The organism is Actinomadura sp. 6K520 (assembly GCF_004349245.1).
Lineage (GTDB): Bacteria > Actinomycetota > Actinomycetes > Streptosporangiales > Streptosporangiaceae > Spirillospora.
The window spans coordinates 1-20,499 of the sequence record NZ_SMLC01000070.1 but is presented as its reverse complement, the minus strand read 5'-3'; the positions used below and the strand labels follow the sequence as shown (position 1 = coordinate 20,499).

Annotated in this window: 20 protein-coding genes and 1 riboswitch; of the genes, 5 read left to right on the top strand and 15 right to left on the bottom strand. The window is 74.1% G+C overall.

Annotation, left to right across the window (positions count from 1 at the left end; genetic code table 11):
- Nucleotides 1–135: 135 nt before the first annotated feature.
- Together E1289_RS19590 and E1289_RS38280 are read right to left on the bottom strand one after the other, a co-directional pair.
- Complete coding sequence (locus tag E1289_RS19590; RefSeq protein WP_131982194.1) at nucleotides 136–2,232, bottom strand: molybdopterin oxidoreductase family protein; 2,097 nt, start codon at nucleotides 2,230–2,232, stop codon at nucleotides 136–138.
- Between the two features lie 118 nt (nucleotides 2,233–2,350).
- A complete protein-coding gene (locus E1289_RS38280; RefSeq protein WP_165970542.1) occupies nucleotides 2,351–2,488 on the bottom strand; it encodes a hypothetical protein in 138 nt (45 codons plus the stop codon).
- 15 nt (nucleotides 2,489–2,503) lie between these two features.
- Here E1289_RS38280 and E1289_RS19585 point away from each other — a divergent pair, with 15 nt between their 5' ends.
- Nucleotides 2,504–2,998, top strand: coding sequence for an NUDIX hydrolase (locus tag E1289_RS19585; protein ID WP_131982168.1), 495 nt, complete (start codon nucleotides 2,504–2,506; stop codon nucleotides 2,996–2,998).
- A 75-nt stretch (nucleotides 2,999–3,073) separates the two neighbouring features.
- Here E1289_RS19585 and E1289_RS19580 read toward each other — a convergent pair whose 3' ends face one another.
- The 4 genes from E1289_RS19580 to E1289_RS19565 form a co-directional block, all read right to left on the bottom strand.
- On the bottom strand, nucleotides 3,074–3,322 hold the full coding sequence (locus E1289_RS19580; protein WP_131982166.1) for a hypothetical protein: 249 nt from the start codon (nucleotides 3,320–3,322) through the stop codon (nucleotides 3,074–3,076).
- Between the two features lie 113 nt (nucleotides 3,323–3,435).
- On the bottom strand, nucleotides 3,436–4,827 hold the full coding sequence (locus E1289_RS19575; protein ID WP_131982164.1) for a nitrate/nitrite transporter: 1,392 nt from the start codon (nucleotides 4,825–4,827) through the stop codon (nucleotides 3,436–3,438).
- A gap of 183 nt (nucleotides 4,828–5,010) precedes the next feature.
- On the bottom strand, nucleotides 5,011–5,616 hold the full coding sequence (locus tag E1289_RS19570) for a maleylpyruvate isomerase N-terminal domain-containing protein (RefSeq protein ID WP_243712968.1): 606 nt from the start codon (nucleotides 5,614–5,616) through the stop codon (nucleotides 5,011–5,013).
- A gap of 232 nt (nucleotides 5,617–5,848) precedes the next feature.
- A complete protein-coding gene (locus E1289_RS19565; RefSeq protein ID WP_131982160.1) occupies nucleotides 5,849–6,265 on the bottom strand; it encodes a plectin in 417 nt (138 codons plus the stop codon).
- 116 nt (nucleotides 6,266–6,381) lie between these two features.
- On the opposite strand from E1289_RS19565, the gene E1289_RS19560 reads away from it, so the two are divergent.
- Both E1289_RS19560 and E1289_RS19555 read left to right on the top strand, forming a co-directional pair.
- Nucleotides 6,382–6,954 carry a TetR/AcrR family transcriptional regulator C-terminal domain-containing protein gene (locus E1289_RS19560; RefSeq protein WP_131982158.1) on the top strand — a complete coding sequence of 191 codons (573 nt, stop codon included), beginning with the start codon at nucleotides 6,382–6,384 and terminating at the stop codon, nucleotides 6,952–6,954.
- A gap of 280 nt (nucleotides 6,955–7,234) precedes the next feature.
- Complete coding sequence (locus E1289_RS19555; protein WP_131953761.1) at nucleotides 7,235–7,438, top strand: DUF5999 family protein; 204 nt, start codon at nucleotides 7,235–7,237, stop codon at nucleotides 7,436–7,438.
- 109 nt (nucleotides 7,439–7,547) lie between these two features.
- Here the strand turns inward: E1289_RS19555 and E1289_RS19550 are convergent, their stop codons facing one another.
- Entirely contained in the window at nucleotides 7,548–8,168 is a 621-nt protein-coding gene (locus E1289_RS19550; protein ID WP_131982156.1) for an alpha/beta family hydrolase, read from the bottom strand.
- 52 nt (nucleotides 8,169–8,220) lie between these two features.
- Here E1289_RS19550 and E1289_RS19545 point away from each other — a divergent pair, with 52 nt between their 5' ends.
- Nucleotides 8,221–8,646, top strand: a complete 426-nt coding sequence (locus tag E1289_RS19545; protein WP_131982154.1) for a PPOX class F420-dependent oxidoreductase — start codon at nucleotides 8,221–8,223, stop codon at nucleotides 8,644–8,646.
- Between the two features lie 30 nt (nucleotides 8,647–8,676).
- Here E1289_RS19545 and E1289_RS19540 read toward each other — a convergent pair whose 3' ends face one another.
- Entirely contained in the window at nucleotides 8,677–9,783 is a 1,107-nt protein-coding gene (locus E1289_RS19540) for a tetratricopeptide repeat protein (protein ID WP_131982152.1), read from the bottom strand.
- 415 nt (nucleotides 9,784–10,198) lie between these two features.
- Nucleotides 10,199–13,075 carry an aminomethyl-transferring glycine dehydrogenase gene (gene gcvP, locus E1289_RS19535; RefSeq protein ID WP_131982150.1) on the bottom strand — a complete coding sequence of 959 codons (2,877 nt, stop codon included), beginning with the start codon at nucleotides 13,073–13,075 and terminating at the stop codon, nucleotides 10,199–10,201.
- 172 nt (nucleotides 13,076–13,247) lie between these two features.
- A riboswitch (glycine riboswitch) is annotated at nucleotides 13,248–13,342 on the bottom strand.
- A gap of 257 nt (nucleotides 13,343–13,599) precedes the next feature.
- Between gcvP and E1289_RS19530 the strand changes: the two genes are divergently transcribed.
- Nucleotides 13,600–16,092 (top strand): lysylphosphatidylglycerol synthase transmembrane domain-containing protein, encoded by a 2,493-nt coding sequence (locus tag E1289_RS19530; RefSeq protein ID WP_131982148.1) that lies wholly within the window; start codon nucleotides 13,600–13,602, stop codon nucleotides 16,090–16,092.
- Nucleotides 16,093–16,099: 7 nt separating this feature from the next.
- On the opposite strand, the gene E1289_RS19525 is transcribed toward E1289_RS19530, so the two are convergent.
- The 6 genes from E1289_RS19525 to E1289_RS19500 all read right to left on the bottom strand — a co-directional run bounded on the left by E1289_RS19525 (nucleotide 16,100) and on the right by E1289_RS19500 (nucleotide 20,427).
- On the bottom strand, nucleotides 16,100–16,702 hold the full coding sequence (locus E1289_RS19525; protein ID WP_131982146.1) for a MerR family transcriptional regulator: 603 nt from the start codon (nucleotides 16,700–16,702) through the stop codon (nucleotides 16,100–16,102).
- Between the two features lie 381 nt (nucleotides 16,703–17,083).
- Nucleotides 17,084–17,554 (bottom strand): bifunctional nuclease family protein, encoded by a 471-nt coding sequence (locus E1289_RS19520; protein ID WP_021599257.1) that lies wholly within the window; start codon nucleotides 17,552–17,554, stop codon nucleotides 17,084–17,086.
- Nucleotides 17,555–17,696: 142 nt separating this feature from the next.
- Nucleotides 17,697–18,407: a MerR family transcriptional regulator gene (locus tag E1289_RS19515; RefSeq protein ID WP_207929039.1), complete on the bottom strand. Its 711-nt coding sequence runs from the start codon at nucleotides 18,405–18,407 to the stop codon at nucleotides 17,697–17,699.
- A gap of 35 nt (nucleotides 18,408–18,442) precedes the next feature.
- A complete protein-coding gene (locus tag E1289_RS19510) occupies nucleotides 18,443–18,979 on the bottom strand; it encodes an FHA domain-containing protein (protein ID WP_131982143.1) in 537 nt (178 codons plus the stop codon).
- Between the two features lie 309 nt (nucleotides 18,980–19,288).
- Nucleotides 19,289–20,098: a DUF881 domain-containing protein gene (locus tag E1289_RS19505; protein ID WP_131982142.1), complete on the bottom strand. Its 810-nt coding sequence runs from the start codon at nucleotides 20,096–20,098 to the stop codon at nucleotides 19,289–19,291.
- Nucleotides 20,095–20,427 carry a small basic family protein gene (locus tag E1289_RS19500; protein ID WP_131982141.1) on the bottom strand — a complete coding sequence of 111 codons (333 nt, stop codon included), beginning with the start codon at nucleotides 20,425–20,427 and terminating at the stop codon, nucleotides 20,095–20,097. Before E1289_RS19500 ends, E1289_RS19505 begins: the two co-directional genes overlap by 4 nt.
- Nucleotides 20,428–20,499: the final 72 nt, after the last annotated feature.

Genomic DNA, 20,499 nt, shown 5'->3' with positions numbered 1-20,499 from the left:
CGGCTCGGTCCCGCGTCGGTACCGGGTGGCGGTACCGGCCGGGTCCCGCGCGCGGCGCCGGCGTTCATGGACTGATCCTCGGCAGGGGCCGTTTCGCGATTGGGTCCCCATTGTCACCGGCGTGTTAAAAGGCGCTCACGCCGCCGGGGGGACGTCGGGTTCCAGCCGGACGGCGCAGACCTTGAACTCCGGCATCCGCGACACGGGGTCCAGGGCGGGGTTGGTGAGCAGGTTCGCGCGGCCCTCCCCCGGCCAGTGGAACGGGATGAAGACCGTGTCGTGGCGGATGTCGCGGGTGAGCCGCGCCCGGACGGTCACGGCCCCGCGGCGGCTCGCCACCCGGACCCGGGCCCCGTCCTCGATGCCGAGCCGCCCGGCCAGGTCGGGATGCACCTCGACGAACGGCTCCGGGGCGGCCTCGGCCAGCGCGGCGACGCGCCTGGTCTGCGCGCCGGACTGGTACTGCGCCAGGACGCGCCCGGTGGTCAGGCGGACGGGGTAGTCGGCGTCCACGTCCTCGCCGGCACCGCGGTGCTCGGCGGGGACGAACCGGGCACGCCCGTCCGGGGTGGGGAAGCGGTCGAGGTAGGGCCGCGGGGTGCCGGGGTGGTCCTCCGCCGGGCAGGGCCAGAACACCCCGCCCTCCGCCTCGATCCGCTCGTAGGTGATGCCGGAGTAGTCGGCGGCGCCGCCCGCGCTGGCGCGGCGCAGCTCCCCGAACACCTCCGCCGGGTCGGTGCTCCACTTTCCCGGCGCCCCGAGCCGGCCGGCGAGCGCGGCGATGATCTCCAGGTCGGTGCGGACGCCGTCCGGAGGCGGGACGGCCCGGCGCCGCCGCAGGACCCGTCCCTCCAGGTTCGTCATCGTCCCGGACTCCTCGGCCCACTGCGCCGCCGGCAGCACCACGTCGGCGCGCCGCGCGGTCTCCGAGGGCACGAAGTCGGCCACCACCAGCAGGTCGAGGGCGCCGAGCCGGTCCTCCACGGCCGCGGCGCGCGGCGCCGACACCACCGGGTTGGAGCCGAAGAGCAGCAGCGCCCGCGGCCCCCCGGCGGTGCCCAGCGCCGACAGCAGCTCGTAGGCCGAGCGCCCCGGCCCCGGCAGGTCGTCCGGGTCGACGCCCCACACGTCCGCGACGTGGGCGCGCGCCGCCGGGTCGTCGATCCGGCGGTAGCCGGGAAGCTGGTCGGCCTTCTGCCCGTGCTCGCGGCCGCCCTGCCCGTTGCCCTGCCCGGTCAGGCACCCGTAGCCGGAGCCCGCGCGGCCCGGCAGCCCGAGCGCGAGCGCCAGGTTGATGAACGCGCCGACCATGTCGGTGCCGCGGGCGTGCTGCTCGGCGCCCCGCGCGGTCAGGACGTGGGCGCGGGGCGCGCGGGCCAGCAGCCGGACGGCCTCGCGCAGCAGCGGGACGGGCACGCCGGTGATCCGCTCGACCCGGCCGGGCCAGTAGGCGTTCACGACCGTCCGGACGGCGCCGAACCCGGTGGTCCGGGCGGCGATGTAGTCCTCGTCGGCCAGGCCCTCGGCGATCACCAGGTGCAGCAGCCCGTTGGCGAGGGCGATGTCGGTGCCGGGCGCGGGCTGCAGGTGCAGGTCGGCCCGGCGTGCCGTGGCGGTGCGGCGCGGGTCCACGACGATGAGCGCGCCGCCGCCCTCGCGCATCTCGGTCAGGTGCCGCATGAACGGCGGCATCGTCTCGGCGACGTTGCCCCCGGCGAGCAGCACGGCGCCCGACGCGGCGAGGTCCGTGACCGGGCCGGGCAGCCCCCGGTCCATGCCGAACGCCCGGCCCGACGCCGCCGCGGCCGACGACATGCAGAACCGGCCGTTGTAGTCGATCTGCGAGGTGCCGAGCGCGATCCGGGCGAACTTGCCGAGCTGGTACGCCTTCTCGTTGGTCAGCCCGCCGCCGCCGAACACCGCGACGGCGTCCGCGCCGTGCAGCGCCCGCAGCCGCGCGGCCTCGCCCGCGACGCGGTCGAGCGCCTCGTCCCACGTGCAGGGCTCCAGCGGCGCGTCCCGGCGGCGGCGCATCAGGGGCGCGGTCAGCCGGTCCGGGACGGTGAGCAGTTCCGCGGCCGTCCAGCCCTTCTGGCACAGGCCGCCCCGGTTGGCGGGCACGTCGTCGCGCGGCGTCACCCGCAGCGCGGTCCCGCCCGGTCCCGTGGCGTCCCGGGTCAGGGTCATGCCGCATTGCAGGGCGCAGTACGGACAGTGCACAGGAGTCCCCATCATGCCCCCGAGACTCGGCGGGCGCCGTTTCGCGGGCGGGTCCCCGATGTGACCCGGGCGTTAAATGCGGTTCACGGCGCGCGTTCACCCGGTGCCGGACGGCCTTGACGAGCCCATGTCAAGCGTTGTCGACCCCGGTCATGGCCGTTTCGTCGCCGTTCACCCGGTTCTCGAACGGATTCACGGCGGCGTGGTGATCTTCCGAACGGAAGCGGCCCCGGCCGCCGCCCCGCCCCGGCGGCGAGGCGATGATCACGCCTAATCTCGGTACATGCCCGACCTTGCTTACTACGCCTCACTGCCGCGCTCCCGCGGCGCCGCGGCGGCGCTCCTCCTGGACGACCTCGGGCGGGTCCTGCTGGTGAAGCCCACCTACAGCGAAGGCTGGTACCTTCCCGGCGGCGTCATCGAGGCCGACGAGTCCCCCCTGTCGGCCTGCGTCCGCGAGTGCATGGAGGAACTCGGGCTCGTCCCCCGCCTGGACGGCCTCGCCTGCGTCGACTGGGGCTCCCCGCGCGCCGACGGCGTCGACTCGGTCAACGTGTTCGTGTTCGGCGGCACGATCACCGGCGAGGAGATCGCCGGCATCCGGCTGCCGCCCGAGGAGCTGTCCGACCACATCCTCGTCGCCCCGGAGAAGATCCCCGAACTGGCGCCGCCGCACGTGGCGCGCCGGATGGACCCCAGCCTGCGGGCCATGGCCGCGGGCCGCACCGTCTACCTGGAGGACGGCCGCGAGCAGCCGTTCGGCGCCCCCCTCGGCTGACCGGCCCGCCCGGACGGCCCTCGGTCCGCGGGGCCGACCGTCCGGGTGGATGCCCACGAGGCCGGCCCGCGTTCCTCAGGCCGGCACCGCGTCCCTGGCCTGCCGCCCGCGCTCCGGGTCGGCTGCGCGGGCGCAGTGCGCGCAGCAGTAGAAATGCCCGTCCACGTCCACGCCGTGCCCGATGATCCGGCACTGGCAGTGCTCGCAGACAGGCGCCATCCGGGTGATCGCGCACTCGAACGAGTCGAACGTGTGCACCTCGCCCTGCGCGTGCACCTCGAAGGACATGTCGTAGTCGTTGCCGCAGACTTCGCAGGTCGCCATCGCTCCTGTTCCTCTCGTTGCCTCCGTCGCCTCGCGGCCTGCTCCTACCCGTGTCGGGGCGGGCTACCCACCGGGCGGGCCGCGGCGCGGCCGGTGGGTAGCCCGCCCCGGCGTCACACGCCCGCGTCGGCGAGGCTGGCGCGTGCCCGCCCGGTGCCCGCGCGGCGCATGTACGCGGTCCAAGTGAGCACGACGCAGACACCGTAGAAGGCCGCCAGGACGATCAGCGCGGCGCCGATCCCGTCCGTGCGCTCCAGCGAGACGCGGAACGTCTGCTGGATCAGGACGCCGCCGAACGCCCCGACGGCGGAGATGAGGCCGATCGCGGCGGAGGCGTCCCTGCGGGCGGCCTGCCGCGCCCGCAGCACCGCGTTCTCGTCACCGGCGTCCAGTCCCGCCAGTGTCCGGACCTTGAAGATCGCCGGGATCATCTTGAACGTCGAGCCGTTGCCCACGCCCGTCGTGGCGAACACCCACAGGAAGGCCCCGAGGAACAGCGGCCAGGACGCGGCCTCCACCGCGGCCCAGACGGCCACGACGCCGAGGCCCATGGCCAGGAAGTTCCAGAAGGTGACCACCGTGCCGCCGAACCTGTCGGCCAGCCAGCCCCCGAGCGGGCGGGCGGCCGAGCCCACCAGGGCGCCGAGCCAGATGTAGTCGGACGCCTGGACGCCGGAGAACTGCGTCTTGATCAGGACGCCGAACGAGAAGGAGTAGCCGATGAACGACCCGAACGTCCCGATGTACAGCACCGACATCACGATCGTGTGCGGGCGCGTGGAGATCCGCCCCATCTCCCGCAGGGTGTAGGCCTGCGCCGCCCCCGTCAGATTGTTCATGAACAGGTACGCCCCGGCCGCGGCGGCCAGCACGAGCGGCATCCACACCCAGCCGAGCGCGACCAGGCCGAACGCCGCGATCAGCGGCGGCATGGTCAGCTGCGTCACGCTGACCCCCACGTTGCCGCCGGCGGCGTTGAGGCCGAGCGGCAGGCCCTGCTTGTCGGTCGGATAGAAGTGCGTGATGTTCGACATCGAGGACGCGAAGTTGCCCCCGCCCAGACCCGTGACGGCGGCGATGAGCAGCAGCGCCCAGAACGGCAGGCCGGGGTTCTCGATCGCGTAGACGAACAGGGCGCACGGCAGGAGCAGCAGCAGCGCGCTGACGACCGTCCAGTTGCGCCCGCCGAACCGCGCCGGCGCGAAGGTGTAGGGGATGCGGAGCGCCGCCCCCGTGAGGTTGGGCAGTGTGGTCAGCCACAGCACCTGGCCCACCGACAGAGCCGTCCCGTTGTCGGCCAGGTAGAGCACGGCGATGCTCCACAGCAGCCACACGCAGAAGCCGAGGTGCTCGGTGACGATCGAGAACACCAGGTTGCGGGCGGCCACCCCGCGCCCGGTCTCGGCCCAGAAGGCGTCGTCGTCCGGTTCCCACCGGTCGATCCACCGGCCGCGCCGCCCGGCGGTCTCCCCTCGCCGGCCGGTCTCGTCGGTGAGCAACGTCATGGGGTGTCTCCTCGGTGTGTCGGAACGGACCGCGTCCGCGGACCCGGAGGCCGCGGACAACCGAGAAGCTAGGAACACCGGGTTACGGGCCCTGTCGCATCCTGTGCACTGCGTGCAACATCGAGCGCACACGCGATGGGAGCCGCCTGTGAAGCCGGCCGGGCCCGCACGCGCGGGCCGGCGTCACCGCCGCCGGGCCGCCCGCCGTCCCGGCCGGTCGCAGCGCCCGGGCCAGCCGGGCGACCGGCCCGACGACCGCAGCACCGACTCCCACGGGTCGCCCGACGCCAGCGGCAGGTGCGGCACCCCCCAGTGCCACGCCGACACCAGCAGGTCCGGATCGCGCGGCTGGTACCTCTCCCCCATGGCGCGCGCCATGTCCCAGGCGTGCAGATGCCACTCCACACAGGCCGCGCCCGCGTGGTCGCCGACGGTGTACTTCGTGCCCCGGTAGATCAGGTGCGTCCGGTCCCACATGTCGGGCATCAGGTCCGCGTACGCCCCGGCCGACACCCCGAACGCCATGATCCTGGCCGGTCCCGGCTCGGGCGGCAGCACCGCCAGCTCGGCCGCGTTCTGCCGCGCCTGCTGCCTGATCAGCACCGCGGCCGCGGCGTCCCGGGCGAACAGGGTGGCCAGCCTGCTGTCGGGCGCGTCCTGGAGGTACTCCAGGAAGTTCTCCGCGACGCACCGCAGATGCCCGGCCAGGTCGATCAGCCGCCAGTCCGGGCACGGCGTCGGCGCCTCCCAGTCGGTGACCCGCTCCGCCAGCCCCCGGATCGCCCGCACCCCGTCCTGATAGCACTCGAGAACGCGGCACCGGTCCGGTGGCGTGCGCTCCACGTGACTTCCCCCCGCGTCCAGAGCACCGTGTGCCCGCTCCGCCGGGGCGCGGCCGCGCCCGTCGCGATGTCGCGACATGCGGCGCGGGGCTCCCCCGGCGTTCCCCGAGTGGGCAGACTCTCAAAGTTCGGTGGCCGGTGCCACCCGGTGACGCTGTGTCGTCACCTGTCCGGGCGGCTCAGGCGAGCACGCCCGGCCGCGGCCGGTAACCGAACCGGTGCACCTCGCGGGCCGTGCGCAGCCGGTCGACCTCGTCCGTCCACGGACGCACCGACGGGCGCGCCTTGGCCTTCCGGGCACTGATCTCCGCGGCCCGGCGGGTCGCGGCGTCCTGCTCGTCGGTCGAGTACGCCTTCGGGCCCATCGCGACCCGCTCGGCCGCCTCCGCCGCGGCCAGCGCCGACGTCAGCGCCTTGTCGAACGCGACCGTCAGCTCGCGCAGCTCCGGCTCGGGGACGTCCTCCCCCTGCGCGTCCCGCAGCACCCGCTCCGCCTCGGCGGCCGCCGCCAGCCGCGCCTCGTACTCGTCCGCCAGCCGCCGGTCGGCCTCGTACGGCTCCGCGACGTCCTTGCTCACCCGTCGGCCCAGCGGCATGGTGGTACTCCCTCGGCGGTCTTCGACATCAGGTCGAGGCCAGGGTACGCGGGTCGCGGGCGTGTCGTGGCCGCGGACACCCGGCTTCGGCCCTTTACGCAGTAAGGTCAGTGCTCATGGTCAGGCAGCCCAGCATCAACGCCCAGCACCGCACGCCACTGTCCACCGAACGCATCATCGAGGCCGCCCTGCGGATCGTCGACGGCCAGGGCCTCGGCCGGCTCACCATGCGCCGGCTCGGCGACGCGCTCGAGGTCGAGGCGATGGCGATCTACCACCACCTCCCCCGCGGCAAGGAGCAGCTCCTCGACGGGCTCGTCACCCACGTCGCCTCCGCCCCCGCGGAGGCGGCCGGCGCGGCGGCCGCGAACTGGCGGGACGTCCTGCGCACCTGGGCGGCCGGCTACCGCGCGCGGCTGCTGGCGCACGCCGGCGTCCTGCCCCTCCTCGTCACCCGCCGCAACCCGGCCGCGCTCGCCACCACGGCCGGGTCGCTGCGGGAGGTCCTCCGCCGCGGCGGCGTCGCGGACGACACGGCGGCGGTCGCGGCGCACACCCTGCTCGGCTACGTCATCGGCCACGCCGCGCTGGAGGTCCGCGACACCCGCGAGGACGGCGCGGACCGCGCGGTCGACTGGGACGCCCGATTCGACGCCGGACTCGACCTCGTCATCGGCGGTGTCCGCTGACCGGCCCGGCGGGGCCCGGCCCGGCGGAGGACGGGTCGTCCGGCCGGAGATCGTGACGGTTTCCCGTCCCGTCGGCGTGTCGTTCTTCGTCCGTTACGTCGGAGAGAGACGCTATGCCTGGCACCTCAGGGTGAGCGGGGTCACAGGTTTCCGGTACCGCAGGACCAACGGACAACCGTCCCAACGGGCTATGGCCGGTGATGGCGAACCGCTTCACACTTGGGTGCGTCAATAAAGGAAAGCACCACGACCGACCAGTGACCGAGACCGGAGGCACACCATGTGCCCGCACCAGCCGCCCTGTCCCTCGCACCACGCACCCGACCGCGACGCCGCCCGGACGCTCGCCTCGCACCCCGAGCAGGGGTGGAGCCTGCTGTGCAACGGCGTCGTGCTCTTCGAGGACACCGGTGAGCTGCTGCCCGACGGGGGAGTCATCGCACCGCACCGGCCGACGGACCTGCAGGCTCCGTCCGCCGCCTGAACGGTCTCCACGGGGGACTAGTTCGAACGGATGATCATCCTCGGGGGCACGGCCGCCCACCCACCGCATCCGGGCCCGCACCGGGCCCGGAGCAGATCCACCGAACCCGCTACCCGCCGCCGCCCGTCCGCACCGGACGGGCCGCCCATCTCCGCAGCCACGGCTCCGCCGCCCTCCCGACCGCGGCGGGGTCCCGGTTCAGGTCGTGCCGCTCCCCCGCCAGCACCTCGACGTGCGCCGCGTCCACGGCGGCCGGGACGCCGAACGGGTCGCGGTCCCCGCTGACCACGAGAACCTCCACCCCCGCAGAACGCAGCTCGTCCGCCCGGCTCTTCGCCGGGTCGCGCGGCGGGTGCAGCGGGAACGCCAGCGCCAGGACGCCCACCGCCCCCGCCGCCCGCGCCGTCCGGCACGCGACGCGCGCGCCGTTGCTCCGGCCGCCCTGCACGAGCGGGACGTCCCCCGCCCGTTCCCGGACCCGGCCGACGATCTCCAGCCACGCCTCGTCCTGCTTGGCCGCCGGCCCCGGCGCGCGGCGGCCGGCGAGCCGGAACGGCTGCGTCACCCGCGCGACGGCGCCGCCGAGGCCCAGCGCGGTCTCCCGGACGGCGAGCAGGTCGGGCGCGTCCACTCCCCCGTTCGACCCGTGCGTCAGCACGAGCAGGAACGCCGGGGCGGCGGCCACGTCCAGCGCCACCCGCGCGGGCCCGTGCGCCGTCACGATCTCCATGCCGCTCACCGTAGCCCCACCATCGGGCGACCGGTGCGGCAGACTGCAAGGTATGGAGCAGATGACCGAGAGCGAATGGCGCGCCTTCGTGTCCGAGGGCACCCGCACCGGCAAGGCCGCCGTTACCCGCAGGGACGGTTCTCCGCACGTCACGCCGATCTGGTTCGTCCTCGACGGGGACGACGTGGTGTTCAACACCGGCCGCGAGACCGTCAAGGGCCGCGCCCTGGCCCGCGACCCGCGCCTGTCGATCTGCGTGGACGACCAGGCGCCGCCGTTCTCCTACGTGCAGCTCCAGGCCGAGGCTGCCCTCGTCGAGGACCTGGACGAGATGCGCCGCTGGGCCACCGTCATCGGCGGCCGCTACATGGGCGCCGCCCAGGCCGAGGAGTTCGGGGCGCGCAACGCCGTCCCCACCGAGTACCTCGTCCGCGCCCGCATCACGAAGGTGATCGCCGAGCGCGCCATCGCCGGCTGACCGGGCTCCGGCCGACGGGCTGCGGGGCGATCAGGCGCCGGGCCCGCCCATGGCGAGGCGGAGCCGCTCGGCGAAGCTCTCGTGCAGCAGCGGACCCCAGGGGTAGCCGTCCGGGACCCGCACCGCCCTTCCGAGCACCTCGTGCGTCTCGCCGGGGTGCCGTTCCGCCGGGTCGTCCGCGTACCGGACGGCGAGCAGCGCGTACATGTGGTCGAGGGCGCCGAACGCCTCGCCGGTGAGCGCCGGGAGCGTCCCGTCCGCCGCGGCCTCCTCCAGGACCGGCTCCCACCACAGGTCGGCGGGGTCGCCGTCCTCGCCGAAGTCCCGGCGCAGCCGGGCCCGGACCTGCCCCGCGATACCCGGGTCGGCGAGCCCGCGCCGCCACACCTCGCCGGCCTCGGCGGCGCGGCCCCGCAGCGGCAGCGTCCGCGCGAGCAGCTCGGTGGCCAGCGGCCCCACCTCCGCGTCGGGCGGCTCCTCCCCCAGCGCCGCGCCGAACGCGCCGATCGCCTGGTCGAGGTAGGAGATCCCGAGCGCGACGGCGAGCCGGGCGTACGCGTACGGGGCGGTGGCCCGGTCGATCAGCTTGAGCCCCGCGGTCAGGACCCGCTGGGCGCGCGCCGGGTCACCGCGCTCCAGCAGCCGCTGCGCGAGGTCGTGCGCGGCGGGCGGCCCGTACTCGGGGTCGCCGGTGGCGACCGCCGCCTCCCAGTGCTCCCGCGCCGTGTCGAACTCGCCGGCGTCGTCGGCGATCCGGGCGAGCGCGAGATGGGCGGGCGGAAGGTACGCCGCGTTGCCGAAGTCGACCACCACCCGCCAGGCGGGCGCGGCCAGGCTCTGCTCACCGGCCCGCTCGTACGTGAGGGCCAGATGATACGCGGCGCGCGGCCCGTACTCCGGGTCGCCGGTGGCGATCGCGGTCCGGTCCGCCTCGCGCGCCCGCTCCACGTCGCCGGAGTCGTCCAGCACGACCGCGAGACCGAGGGCGGCCTGCGCCCTGCAGTCCGTGTCGCCCCGGGCGAGCACCTCCTCGAACAGCACCGCCGCCCGCTCGGCCTCGCCGTTCTCCGCGAGGTTCCGGGCCTCCTCGCACACCTGCGCCGGGTCGTCGGACACGCGCTCCGGTGACTCGCTCATCGGTCTCTCGCCCTCTGGAGGTCGGGGTCCGCCCAGAGCCTAGCGAGCCGGCACCCCCGCGTCTCGCGACGACACCCAGAAACCCCCACCAAGATCACAAATTGGCCCGCCGCTCCCATCCCACGACCGGATTTCAGCCCCGCCCCGGCGAGCGGGGCGACCGCGGCGACACCGAGAAACCTGCCCGGTCACAGCAAGCGCAACGGGGCTTCCAGGGACCCCTGGGAAAGCACAGCTCACCCACCTCAATGAGCACCCGCGGTTCGTGCGGCCGGAGCGAGTGCAACGAGCGCAGGTCGCACGAACCGTCGCACGGGGCGCCGTTTCACGAGACGCGCCAGCGGATCGGGAAACGGCGCCCCGTGCTCAACGGGGGTTCCAGGGGGTCGCCCCCCTGGGGAAATACAGCCCCCTTTTACTCCTCGTAGGCGTCGGGGGGCGGGCAGGAGCAGACCAGGTTGCGGTCGCCGTAGGCCTGGTCGATGCGGCGGACGGGGGGCCAGTACTTGTTCTCGCGCACGGCGGGGAGGGGGTAGGCGGCCGCCTCGCGGCTGTAGGGGTGCTTCCAGTCGTCGGAGATGAGGGCGGCGGCGGTGTGCGGGGCGTTCTTGAGGGGGTTGTCCTCGCGGTCGTAGGCGCCCTCGGCGACGCGGCGGATCTCCCGGCGGATCTCGATCATGGCGTCGCAGAAGCGGTCGAGTTCGGCGAGGTCCTCGGACTCGGTGGGCTCGATCATGAGGGTGCCGGCGACGGGGAACGAGAGCGTCGGGGCGTGGAAGCCGTAGTCGATGAGGCGCTTGGCGACGTCCTCGGCCGTGATGCCGGTCTCCTTGGTGATCTTGCGGAGGTCGGCGATGCACTCGTGGGCGACGAGGCCGTTGCGGCCGGTGTAGAGGATCGGGTAGTGCGGGGCGAGCCGGGCGGCGAGGTAGTTGGCGCCGATGATGGCGCCCTCGGTGGCGGCGCGCAGCCCGTCGGGGCCCATCATCGCGATGTACGCCCAGGAGATCGGCAGGATGCCCGCGGAGCCCCACGGGGCCGCGGAGATCGGGCCGACGCCGGTCCCGGGGCCGGCCTCCGCGCGGAGCGGGTGGTTCGGCAGGAACGGGGCCAGGTGCTCGCGGACGCCGATGGGGCCGACGCCGGGTCCGCCGCCGCCGTGCGGGATGCAGAACGTCTTGTGCAGGTTGAGGTGCGAGACGTCGGAGCCGAACTCGCCCGGGCGGGCGAGGCCGACGAGGGCGTTGAGGTTGGCGCCGTCCACGTAGACCTGGCCGCCCGCGTCGTGCACGGCCGCGCACACGTCGGTGATCGTCTCCTCGAAGACGCCGTGCGTGGACGGGTACGTCACCATGATCGCCGAGAGCCGCTCGCCGTGCTTGGCGATCTTGGCGTGCAGGTCGTCGAGGTCGACGTTGCCGCCCTCGTCGCACTTGACGACGACGACGCGCATCCCGGCCATGACGGCGCTGGCCGCGTTGGTGCCGTGCGCGGACGACGGGATCAGGCACACGTCGCGCTGCTCCTCGCCGCGGGAGGCGTGGTAGCCGCGGATCGCGAGCAGGCCGGCCAGCTCGCCCTGGGAGCCGGCGTTCGGCTGGACGGACACCTTGGCGTACCCGGTGATCTCGGCGAGCGCGTCCTCCAGCTCGCCGATCAGCTCGACGTACCCGGCGGCCTGGTCGACGGGGGCGAACGGGTGGATGGCGGCGAACTGCGGCCAGGTGATCGGCTCCATCTCCGCGGTGGCGTTCAGCTTCATCGTGCAGGAGCCGAGCGGGATCATGGAGCGGTCGAGCGCGATGTCCTTGTCCTGCAGCCTGCGCAGGTAGCGCAGCATCGCGGTCTCGGAGCGGTGCGCGTGGAAGACGGGGTGGGTCAGGTAGGGGCTCTCGCGGCGCAGGCCGTCCGGGATCGCCTCGGCCGCCCCGGCGGCGCCGTCCGCGGGGACGCCGAACGCCTCCAGGACGGCGGTGACGTGCGCGGGCACGGTCGTCTCGTCGCAGGCGATCCCGACGTGGTCGGCGTCGGCGCGGCGCAGGTTGATCCCCCGCTCGCGGGCCGCGGCGACGACGTCCGCGGCGCGGCCGGGGACGCGGGCGAGGACGGTGTCGAAGAACGTCTCGTGGACGATCTCCACGCCGCCGGCGCGCAGCCCGGCGGCGATCTCGGCGGCCCGGCGGTGCGTCCGCTGGGCGATCGCCGCGAGGCCCTCCGGCCCGTGGTAGACGGCGTACATGCTCGCCATGACGGCGAGGAGGACCTGCGCGGTGCAGATGTTGCTGGTGGCCTTCTCGCGCCGGATGTGCTGCTCGCGGGTCTGCAGCGCCAGCCGGTGGGCGGTGGCGCCGTCGGCGTCGACGGACACGCCGACGAGGCGGCCCGGAAGCTGCCGCTGGATGCCCTCGCGGACCGCCATGTAGCCGGCGTGGGGGCCGCCGAACCCGTACGGGACGCCAAGGCGCTGCGCCGAGCCCACGGCGATGTCGGCGCCCGACTCGCCCGGCGGGCGCAGCAGCGTCAGCGCGAGCAGGTCGGCGGCGGCGACGACCGCGGCGCCGCGCTCGCGGGCCTGCGCGATGACCGGCTCCAGGTCGCGGACGGCGCCGGATGCGCCCGGGTACTGCAGGAGCACGCCGAAGAAGTCGCCGTCCGGCAGCCCGCCGGACAGGTCGGCGGTGACGACCTCGATGCCGAGCGGGACCGCCCGCGTCCGCACGACCTCGATCGTCTGCGGGAGGGCGTCGGCGTCGACCAGGAACACCCCGGGGTCCTTGCGCCTGGAGACGCGGTGGGCGAGGGTCATCGCCTCGGCGGCGGCGGTCCCCTCGTCCAGCATGGAGGCGTTCGCGACCGGCAGCCCGGTCAGGTCGCTGACGACCGTCTGGAAGTTGAGCAGGGCTTCGAGGCGCCCCTGGGAGATCTCGGGCTGGTAGGGGGTGTAGGCGGTGTACCAGCCGGGGTTCTCCAGGACGTTGCGCATGATGACGCCCGGGGTGATCGTGCCGTGGTACCCGAGGCCGATCATCGACGTCAGCACGGTGTTGCGGGCGGCGAGCTCCCGCAGCCGGTCCAGCGCGGCGCTCTCGCTCAGCGCGGGCGGCAGGTCCAGGGGGCGGGAGGTGCGGATCGCGGCGGGCACCGCGGCGTCGATCAGTGCCTCGGCGTCGGAGTAGCCGATGGCGGCGAGCATCCGGGCCCGCTCGGCCGGGGACGGGCCGACGTGCCGGTCGGCGAAGGCGGTCCGGGGATGCTGCGGCGAGGCCACGGGGGCGAAGAACTGGGCGGTCATGGAGAGCCTCCTGGCTGCTGCGGTCGCTCAGGCCCGGCGCCGGCACGGGCCCGGCGGCCGGTCTCCCCCTCTGTCGTCGGCACCTGAGAGCTTCACCCGCGCGGCGGGGTTTCCCCTTCGGTGAGCCGCCCTTCCCCGGGTGCGGGGATCGACGCCTGCTTTCCAGAGGTGCCTCGCCCGAGCGGTCCTTTTGCCTGAGAGGTTCCGGGGAGGTTGCCCCTTCGGCGCCCCATGCTGGCGGCATGGGGTCTCTCCCGCCCAGGGTCGACGGCATGTCCATCACGAACCCTACCCAAATCCGGTCGAAGGGACCGGCACGGCCCCGTGCCCCCGCGAACGCCCGCACGGTACCGGCGAGTAGGCTGTATACGTTTGACCTGGGATATGACGGGCCGCGGGCCGCTGGACGAACCGGGGCCGCGAAGTGACGACGCGAGGCTCGCGCGGGCGCCGGCCGCTCGACTGCGCGCCGCCGGTTCTGGGACGCTGATCACGATGACGGACGGTCAGGGCGGCGGTAGCGCGTGACGCAGACCCAAGACGAGGCGGTGCGCCCGCGGGACGGCGCCACCGCGGGCGTGCCCGTGGACGAGCCGGCCCAGCCGTACCGGATCCGCCGCTCCACCGACGCGATCAGGTTCGCGGCGTCGCTGACCGGCCTGGCGGTGGTGATGCTGCTGGTGTCGTTCGCGCAGGGGACGACGCACGGCCTGCACGCCGACATCCAGGAGGGCACCGCGCACGCGCCCCGGACACTGCTGTCGCTGGCCACGCTCGTGTCCAGCTTCGGCGTGCTGGCGGTGCCGATCGCGTTCGGGATCGTGCGGCTGTTCCACAAGGACGGCACCCGCGTCGCGATCGCGCTGCTGGCCGCCATGATCGCGTTCGGGATCACGGTGGGGCTGGACGACCTGTCGGTGCGGGCGGCGCCCGGCGGCGTCCTGGACTCGCTGATCTGGGGCGGCACGGAGACGGCCCCGATCCACACCGACATCGCCCCCGTGATCGCCTTCGTCAGCGCGGTGGGGATGGCCGGGCGCCTCCGGTGGCAGGCCGCGACCTGGACGATGATCGGGCTGGCCGCGCTGACCGGGCTGACCGCCGCCTACGCCTCGGTCGCCGCGCTGGCGGCCACCTACTTCCTCGGGCGCGCCATCGGCCACGGCACCCTGTACGCGGTCGGCACGCCGAACCCGCGCCCCCCCGGCTCCGCGGTCGTCGCGGCGCTCGAACGGCTCGGGCTGCGCCCGGTGCGGGCCGCCCGCCTGGACGGCACGCCCGACGGCGGCGAGGAGACCCGCCGCTACGGCGTCGTCCTCGCCCCGGGCCCCGCGGACGGGGACGCCGCCCCGGACCGGGACGGGCCCGGTGAATGGGACCGGGACGGGCCCGGCGAATGGGACCTGGAGGTGCGCGTCCTGGACCGCGACCAGCAGACCGCGGGCCTGCTGTACCGGGTCTGGCGGCTGCTGCGGCTCCGCTCCACCACGACCGGGCGGGCGCTGCGGTCGCTGCGCCGGTCCCTGGAGCAGGAGTCGCTGATGGCGTACGCGGTGGCCGCGGCGGGCGCCCGCACGCCCCGCCTGGTCGGCACGTCGGAGGTCGGCACGGAGGCGGCGCTGCTGGCGTACGAGCACGTGCCGGGGCGGCGGCTCGCGGACGTCCCCGACGAGGAGATCACCGATGCGCTGCTGACCGACGTGTGGCGGCAGCTCCGCGCCATGCAGGCCGGGCGGCTGGCGCACCGGCGGCTGCAGGACGGGGCGGTCGCCGTCGGCGCGGACGGCCGCGCCTACATCACCGACCTGCGGGCCGGGGAGACGGCGGTGGGCGACCTGGCGCTGCGGCTGGACCTGGCGCAGCTGCTGACGACGCTGGCGCTGCGGGCGGGACCGGAGCGCGCGGTGCGCACCGCCGCGGCGGTGCTGGGCGAGGAGGCCCTGGCCGCCGCGGTGCCGCTGCTGCAGCCGGTGGCGCTGTCCCGGGCGACCCGCACGGCGCTGCGCCGCGACCGGGAGCTGCTGACCCGCATCCGGGAGCAGATCGTCCGGCTGAAGCCGGAGACGGAGGTCGCGCCGCTCCGGCTGGAACGGTTCCGGCCCCGGACGATCTTCAGCATCGTGGCGCTGTCGATCGCGGCCTACATCGTGATCCCGCAGGTGGCGAGCCTGGACGTGCCGACGATGGCGGCCGCGGCGAGCTGGCACTGGGCGGCCGCCGCGCTGGGCGGGGCGGCCCTCACCTACCTCGCCGCGGCGTTCATGCTGATGGGGTTCGTGCCGGAGAGGCTCCCGCTGGGACGGACGGTGCTCGTCCAGCTCGCGGCGTCGTTCGTGAAGCTGGTGGCGCCGGCGGCGGTCGGCGGCGTCGCCGTCAACACCCGCTACCTGCAGCGCTCGGGGGTGCGGCCCGGCCTGGCCGTGGCGAGCGTCGGCGCGTCGCAGCTGGTGGGGCTGGTCACGCACATCCTGCTGCTGATCATGTTCGGGTTCCTGACGGGGTCGACGACGAAGGCGACGCAGGATCTCGCGCCGTCCCGCACGATCGTCATCGTGGTGCTGTCGCTGGGGCTGCTGGCGGGGCTGGCGCTGACCGTCCCGCGGGTCCGCCGGGTGGTCGCCTCGCGGCTGAAGAGCATGTTCTCGGGGGTCGTGCCCCGGCTGGTGGACGTCCTCCAGACACCGAAGAAGCTGTTCACCGGGATGGGCGGGACGCTGCTGCTGACGGTGGGGTTCGTCCTCTGCCTGGACGCCTCGATCCGCGCGTTCGGCGGGTCGCTGCCGCTGACGACGGTGGTGGTGGTCTTCCTCACCGCCAACGCGGTGGGGTCCGCGGCGCCCACGCCCGGCGGCCTCGGTGCCGTGGAGGGCGCCCTGACGCTGGCGCTGACGATCTCGGGGCTGACCGCGGAGACGGCGACGTCCGCGGTGCTGCTCTACCGGCTTCTCACGCTGTGGCTGCCGGTGCTGCCGGGCTGGGGGGCGTTCGCCTATCTGCAGCGCCGTGAGGCGCTCTGAGGGCCGGTCAGCCGGTGCGGCGTGCGCGCCGCCGTCCGGCCAGCTCGTCGTGGGGGTGCTCGGCGGGGGCGTCGCCGGTGGCGGCGCGCTCACCGGGTAGTTCCGCGAGGCTGCCCTCCACCTCCTGCCACACCCGGCCGAGCGCGATGCCGAACACGCCCTGCCCGCCCTGGAGCAGGTCGACGACCTCGTCGGCCGAGGTGCACTCGTAGACGCTGACCCCGTCGCTCATCAGCGTGATCTGCGCGAGGTCCTGGACGCCGCGGTCGCGCAGGTGGGTGACGGCGGTACGGATCTGCTGCAGCGACACCCCTGTGTCCAGGAGCCGCTTCACGACCTTCAGGACGAGGATGTCGCGGAAACTGTAGAGCCGCTGGCTGCCCGACCCGTGCGCCGCGCGCACGCTCGGCTCGACCAGCTTGGTCCGTGCCCAGTAGTCGAGCTGCCGGTAGGTGATCCCCGCGGCGGCGCACGCCGTCGGGCCGCGGTAGCCGACATCCTCCGGCGGCGCCGAGACCTGCGTGTCGAAGAGCAGGCCCTGCTCTCCGGCACGCCGGGACGCCATGTGCCTGTCGGGGGTCGCCTTGCCCTCGCCGCTGCTCACCGCCACGCGGACCTCCGGCTTCTATCATCCCGTGGCGGCTCGTCAAGGGGGTTTGACGAATTACACCACGGGTGTTCCACCAGCACGGTAGGTGCCGGTCAGGGTGTGGTCAACGTTCACCGTCGGCGCGTCGCATGCCCGGATGAACCGGCTTCACGTGGGCAAACTGCGCACCTCGGCCGTCAGACCTCTCCTACCCCGATGCTCTCCCACGGAAAACCGCCAGGTCCAGGGCGATGCAGAACCAATCGCGCCACGGTATGAACATACACCCGAGAGTGACATTCCCCACGCACTCCGTCCTAGTCCCCGCTCAGGCATGACGCAGCCGTTCATTCGGTCAAGCCTCGGCCTCGGTCACGACCGGGCCGGGGCCGCGCGGGGCCGTCAGCCGGCGCGGCCGAAGTCCTCCGGGGAGATCGTGTCGAGGAACTCGCGGAACTTCTCGACCTCGTCCTCCTGCTCGTCCGGGATGGCGACGCCGGCCTCCTCGAGGACGTCCTCGCTGGCGAAGATCGTGGCGCCGGTCCGCAGGGCCAGGGCGATGGAGTCGGAGGGGCGGGCGCTGACCTCGACGCCGTTGGAGAAGATGAGGTCGGCGAAGAAGATGCCCTCGCGCAGATCGGTGATGTTGACGGTGCGCAGCTGCACGCTGAGGGCGTCCAGGACGTCGCGGAACAGGTCGTGGGTGAGCGGGCGGGCAGGCAGCACCCCCTGCTGGGCGAAGGCGATCGCGGTCGCTTCGACCGCCCCGATCCAGATGGGCAGGTAGCGATCGCCCTCCGTCTCCTTCAACAGGACGATCGGCTGATTGGAGGGCATCTCGACCCGGACGCCGACGACCTCCATCTGCTTCACTGCGGCTCCCTGCTGGTCCTCGCTGTCTCGATCACCTTGTGCAGCGGATCGATTCGTGACCGAACCCTGTAGCCAACGTACACCCGTGCCCGGACGGCTCGTGATTCCGCCGGTGCGGGAAAATCCTTTGCGAGCCCCATGATCAGCGGTCCAGGCTTTCGCGGATACCGGCCGCGACCAGCGCGGCGTGCAGCCTGACGGACAGCGCGGCGATCTCCCGGGCGGTCTCGGCGGCCTCCTCGTGGGCGCCGCGGCTGCGGCGGCGCAGCTGCGGCGCGACCATCTGCTCGATGAGGCCGGCCTGCCGGTCGGCGGCGGCCTTGACGGCACGCAGGTGCCGGACCTCGAACCCGTACTCGCCGAGCGCCGCGGCGGCCCGCGCGATGTTCAGCGCGTCGCCCTCGTAGTGGGTGCCGGCCCTGCGGACGAGCCCGTACTCCTCCAGCCTGGCGAGGAGGGCCTCGTCGATGCCGGCGCCGTCGAGGAGCTGGCGGCGGGTGAGGCGGACGGCGGGGTCCTCGGCGGTGGTGTCGGCGGCGACGAGGGTGCGGGGGCGGCGCGGTTCGGGCGCGCCGAGCGGCGGGACGTTCTCGCCGCGGTCGCACGCCTCCAGGTGCTGCCGGATGACGCGCAGCGGCAGGTAGTGGTCGCGCTGGGCGGTGAGGACGAACCGGAGCCGCTCCACGTCGGCGTCGCAGAACTTGCGGTAGCCGGACGGACTGCGCTCCGGCTCGACGAGCCCCTCGGACTCCAGGAACCGGATCTTGGAGATGGTGATGTCGGGGAAGTCGGGCCTGAGCAGGCCGAGGACGTCCCCGATCGTCATCAGGGACCGGGCTGGCTGCGCGTTCACGGCCCCTCCCATCGTCGCGCGTCCTCCCGCCCGCGTCAGCCGTGCGCCGGGTTGGTCAGGAACACCAGCCGGAACTTGCCGATCTGGACCTCGTCGCCGCCCGACAGCGCGGCCTGGTCGATCCGCTGCCGGTTGACGTAGAGGCCGTTGAGGCTCCCCACGTCGCGGACGGAGAACGCGTGGCCCTGGCGGGAGAACTCGGCGTGCCTGCGGGACACGGTGACGTCGTCCAGGAAGATGTCGCTCTCGGGGTGCCGCCCCGCGGAGGTGCGGTCCTTGTCGAGGAGGAAGCGGCTGCCGGCGTTGGGGCCCCGCTTGACCACGAGCAGCGCGGTTCCCGGTGGGAGCGCCTCCATGGCCATCTGGTCGGGGCCGACGGGGTCCTCGGCGCCGGCGTCGGTGTCGAGGGCCTCGAACCCGCCGATGGAGATGGTGGACGTGGACTCGCCGGGGGACTCGCGGTGCGGTGGCGGCGCGGACGCGCTCCGGGTCAGCGGGGTGCCGCAGTTCGAGCAGAAGCGGGCATCATCCGGGTTGGCGTGACCGCACTGCGTGCAGTAGACGCTCGGCATCGATCGGCTCGGCCTCCTACCTTCGGCGTACCGCCCGCGGATCCCCGCCGCAGCGGGAGCCGCCTGCGCCACGCGCTCCATCAAACCAACCCACGCCGGGGAACCGCCCCCGACCACGGTCCGGCCCACCGGCCGCTCACGCGACGGTCGCCGCAACTTACGCGGGTATTACCCGAGGGGTCAACTGGAACGGCGAGCCGACTGGACCAAACTACATTCGTCAATGATCGCAGGTCTACGCCGCCGCGCGGACGGCCGATCGCGACGGCCGTGCGGTGCCGCCCGGTCTGCCGCTTCCCCCGTTCCCCTCTACGGAGACCGTACCGCGCCCACGGACACTTTCGCGCGCGGGTTGATCAGGACGCCGGCGCCCTTCCCCTGCAGCGTCCTGACCAGGCCGCCGGGGATGTTCATGGCGGTCGTCATCGTGTGCGGGTCGCCGATGGCGAGGAACCGGTACGGGGCGGTGAGGACCTCCCCGTCGCACTCGATGCCGTGGCGGCCGTCCAGGAAGTAGGTGTCGACCCCGGCGCGGACGTCGCCGACCTGGACGACCTCGGCGCCCGCGTCGCGGAGTTCCTCCAGGGCGTCGAGCAGGTCGATCGCCTTGACGCCGCCTCCCGGGTCGCTGATCACCATCTCGATGCCGGGCCCTTCGGCGGGGAGGGTGCCCGCCAGGAGGCCGTAGGCGGTGGTCCGCTCGCGCGCCTCCTGCAGGGCGGTCTCGCCTTCGGCGTCGCGTTCCAGTTCCGCCTTGGTGTCCTCCAGTTCGCGCAGGTCCCCCCTCAGCCGCTCGGACCGCTGGCCCAGATCGGACAGGATGCCGACGAGTTCGTCCTGCCGCGCGGTGGCGAAGGTCGTGTCGCGATCGGTCGACCGGACCTGGACGACGACCGCGAAGCCCAGCAGGAGGCACAGCAGCCCGCCGGCGAGCTGCCCGCGGCTGACTCGCGGCCTCAACAGCCCGGCGAGCCCGCGCAGGCCCGCCGGCTCCGGCGGAGCCCCGTCCCGGGGCGCCGCCGCGGCCCCTTCCGCGGCCCCTTCCGCGGGCTCGTCCGCCCGCTCGTCCGCGGGCCCGGCGGAGCGCTCGGTGGCGCGCTCGTCCTCGGCGGCGGTCATGCGCCGAACACCCTCCGCCGGATGCCCGCGACGTTGGCGAAGATCCGGATGCCGAGGACGACCACCACGCCGGTCGACAGCTGGGAGCCGACGCCGAGCTGGTCGCCGAGGAGGACGATCAGCGCGGCGATGACGGCGTTGCCGACGAACGAGACCACGAACACCTTCTCGTCGAAGACGCCCTCCAGCCGGGCGCGGAGGCCGCCGAACATGGCGTCGAGGGCCGCGACGATCGCGATCGGCAGGTACGGCTGGAGCCACAGCGGCACGTCCGGCTGGAGCAGCAGGCCCAGTGCCACACCGACCAGCAGCCCGATCAGCGCGATCATCTCCGGGTCCCCTCTCCCCCGCCCACCGGCCCTCCCGCCACCGGCGAAGGACTCGTCGTCACGCTGGACGAC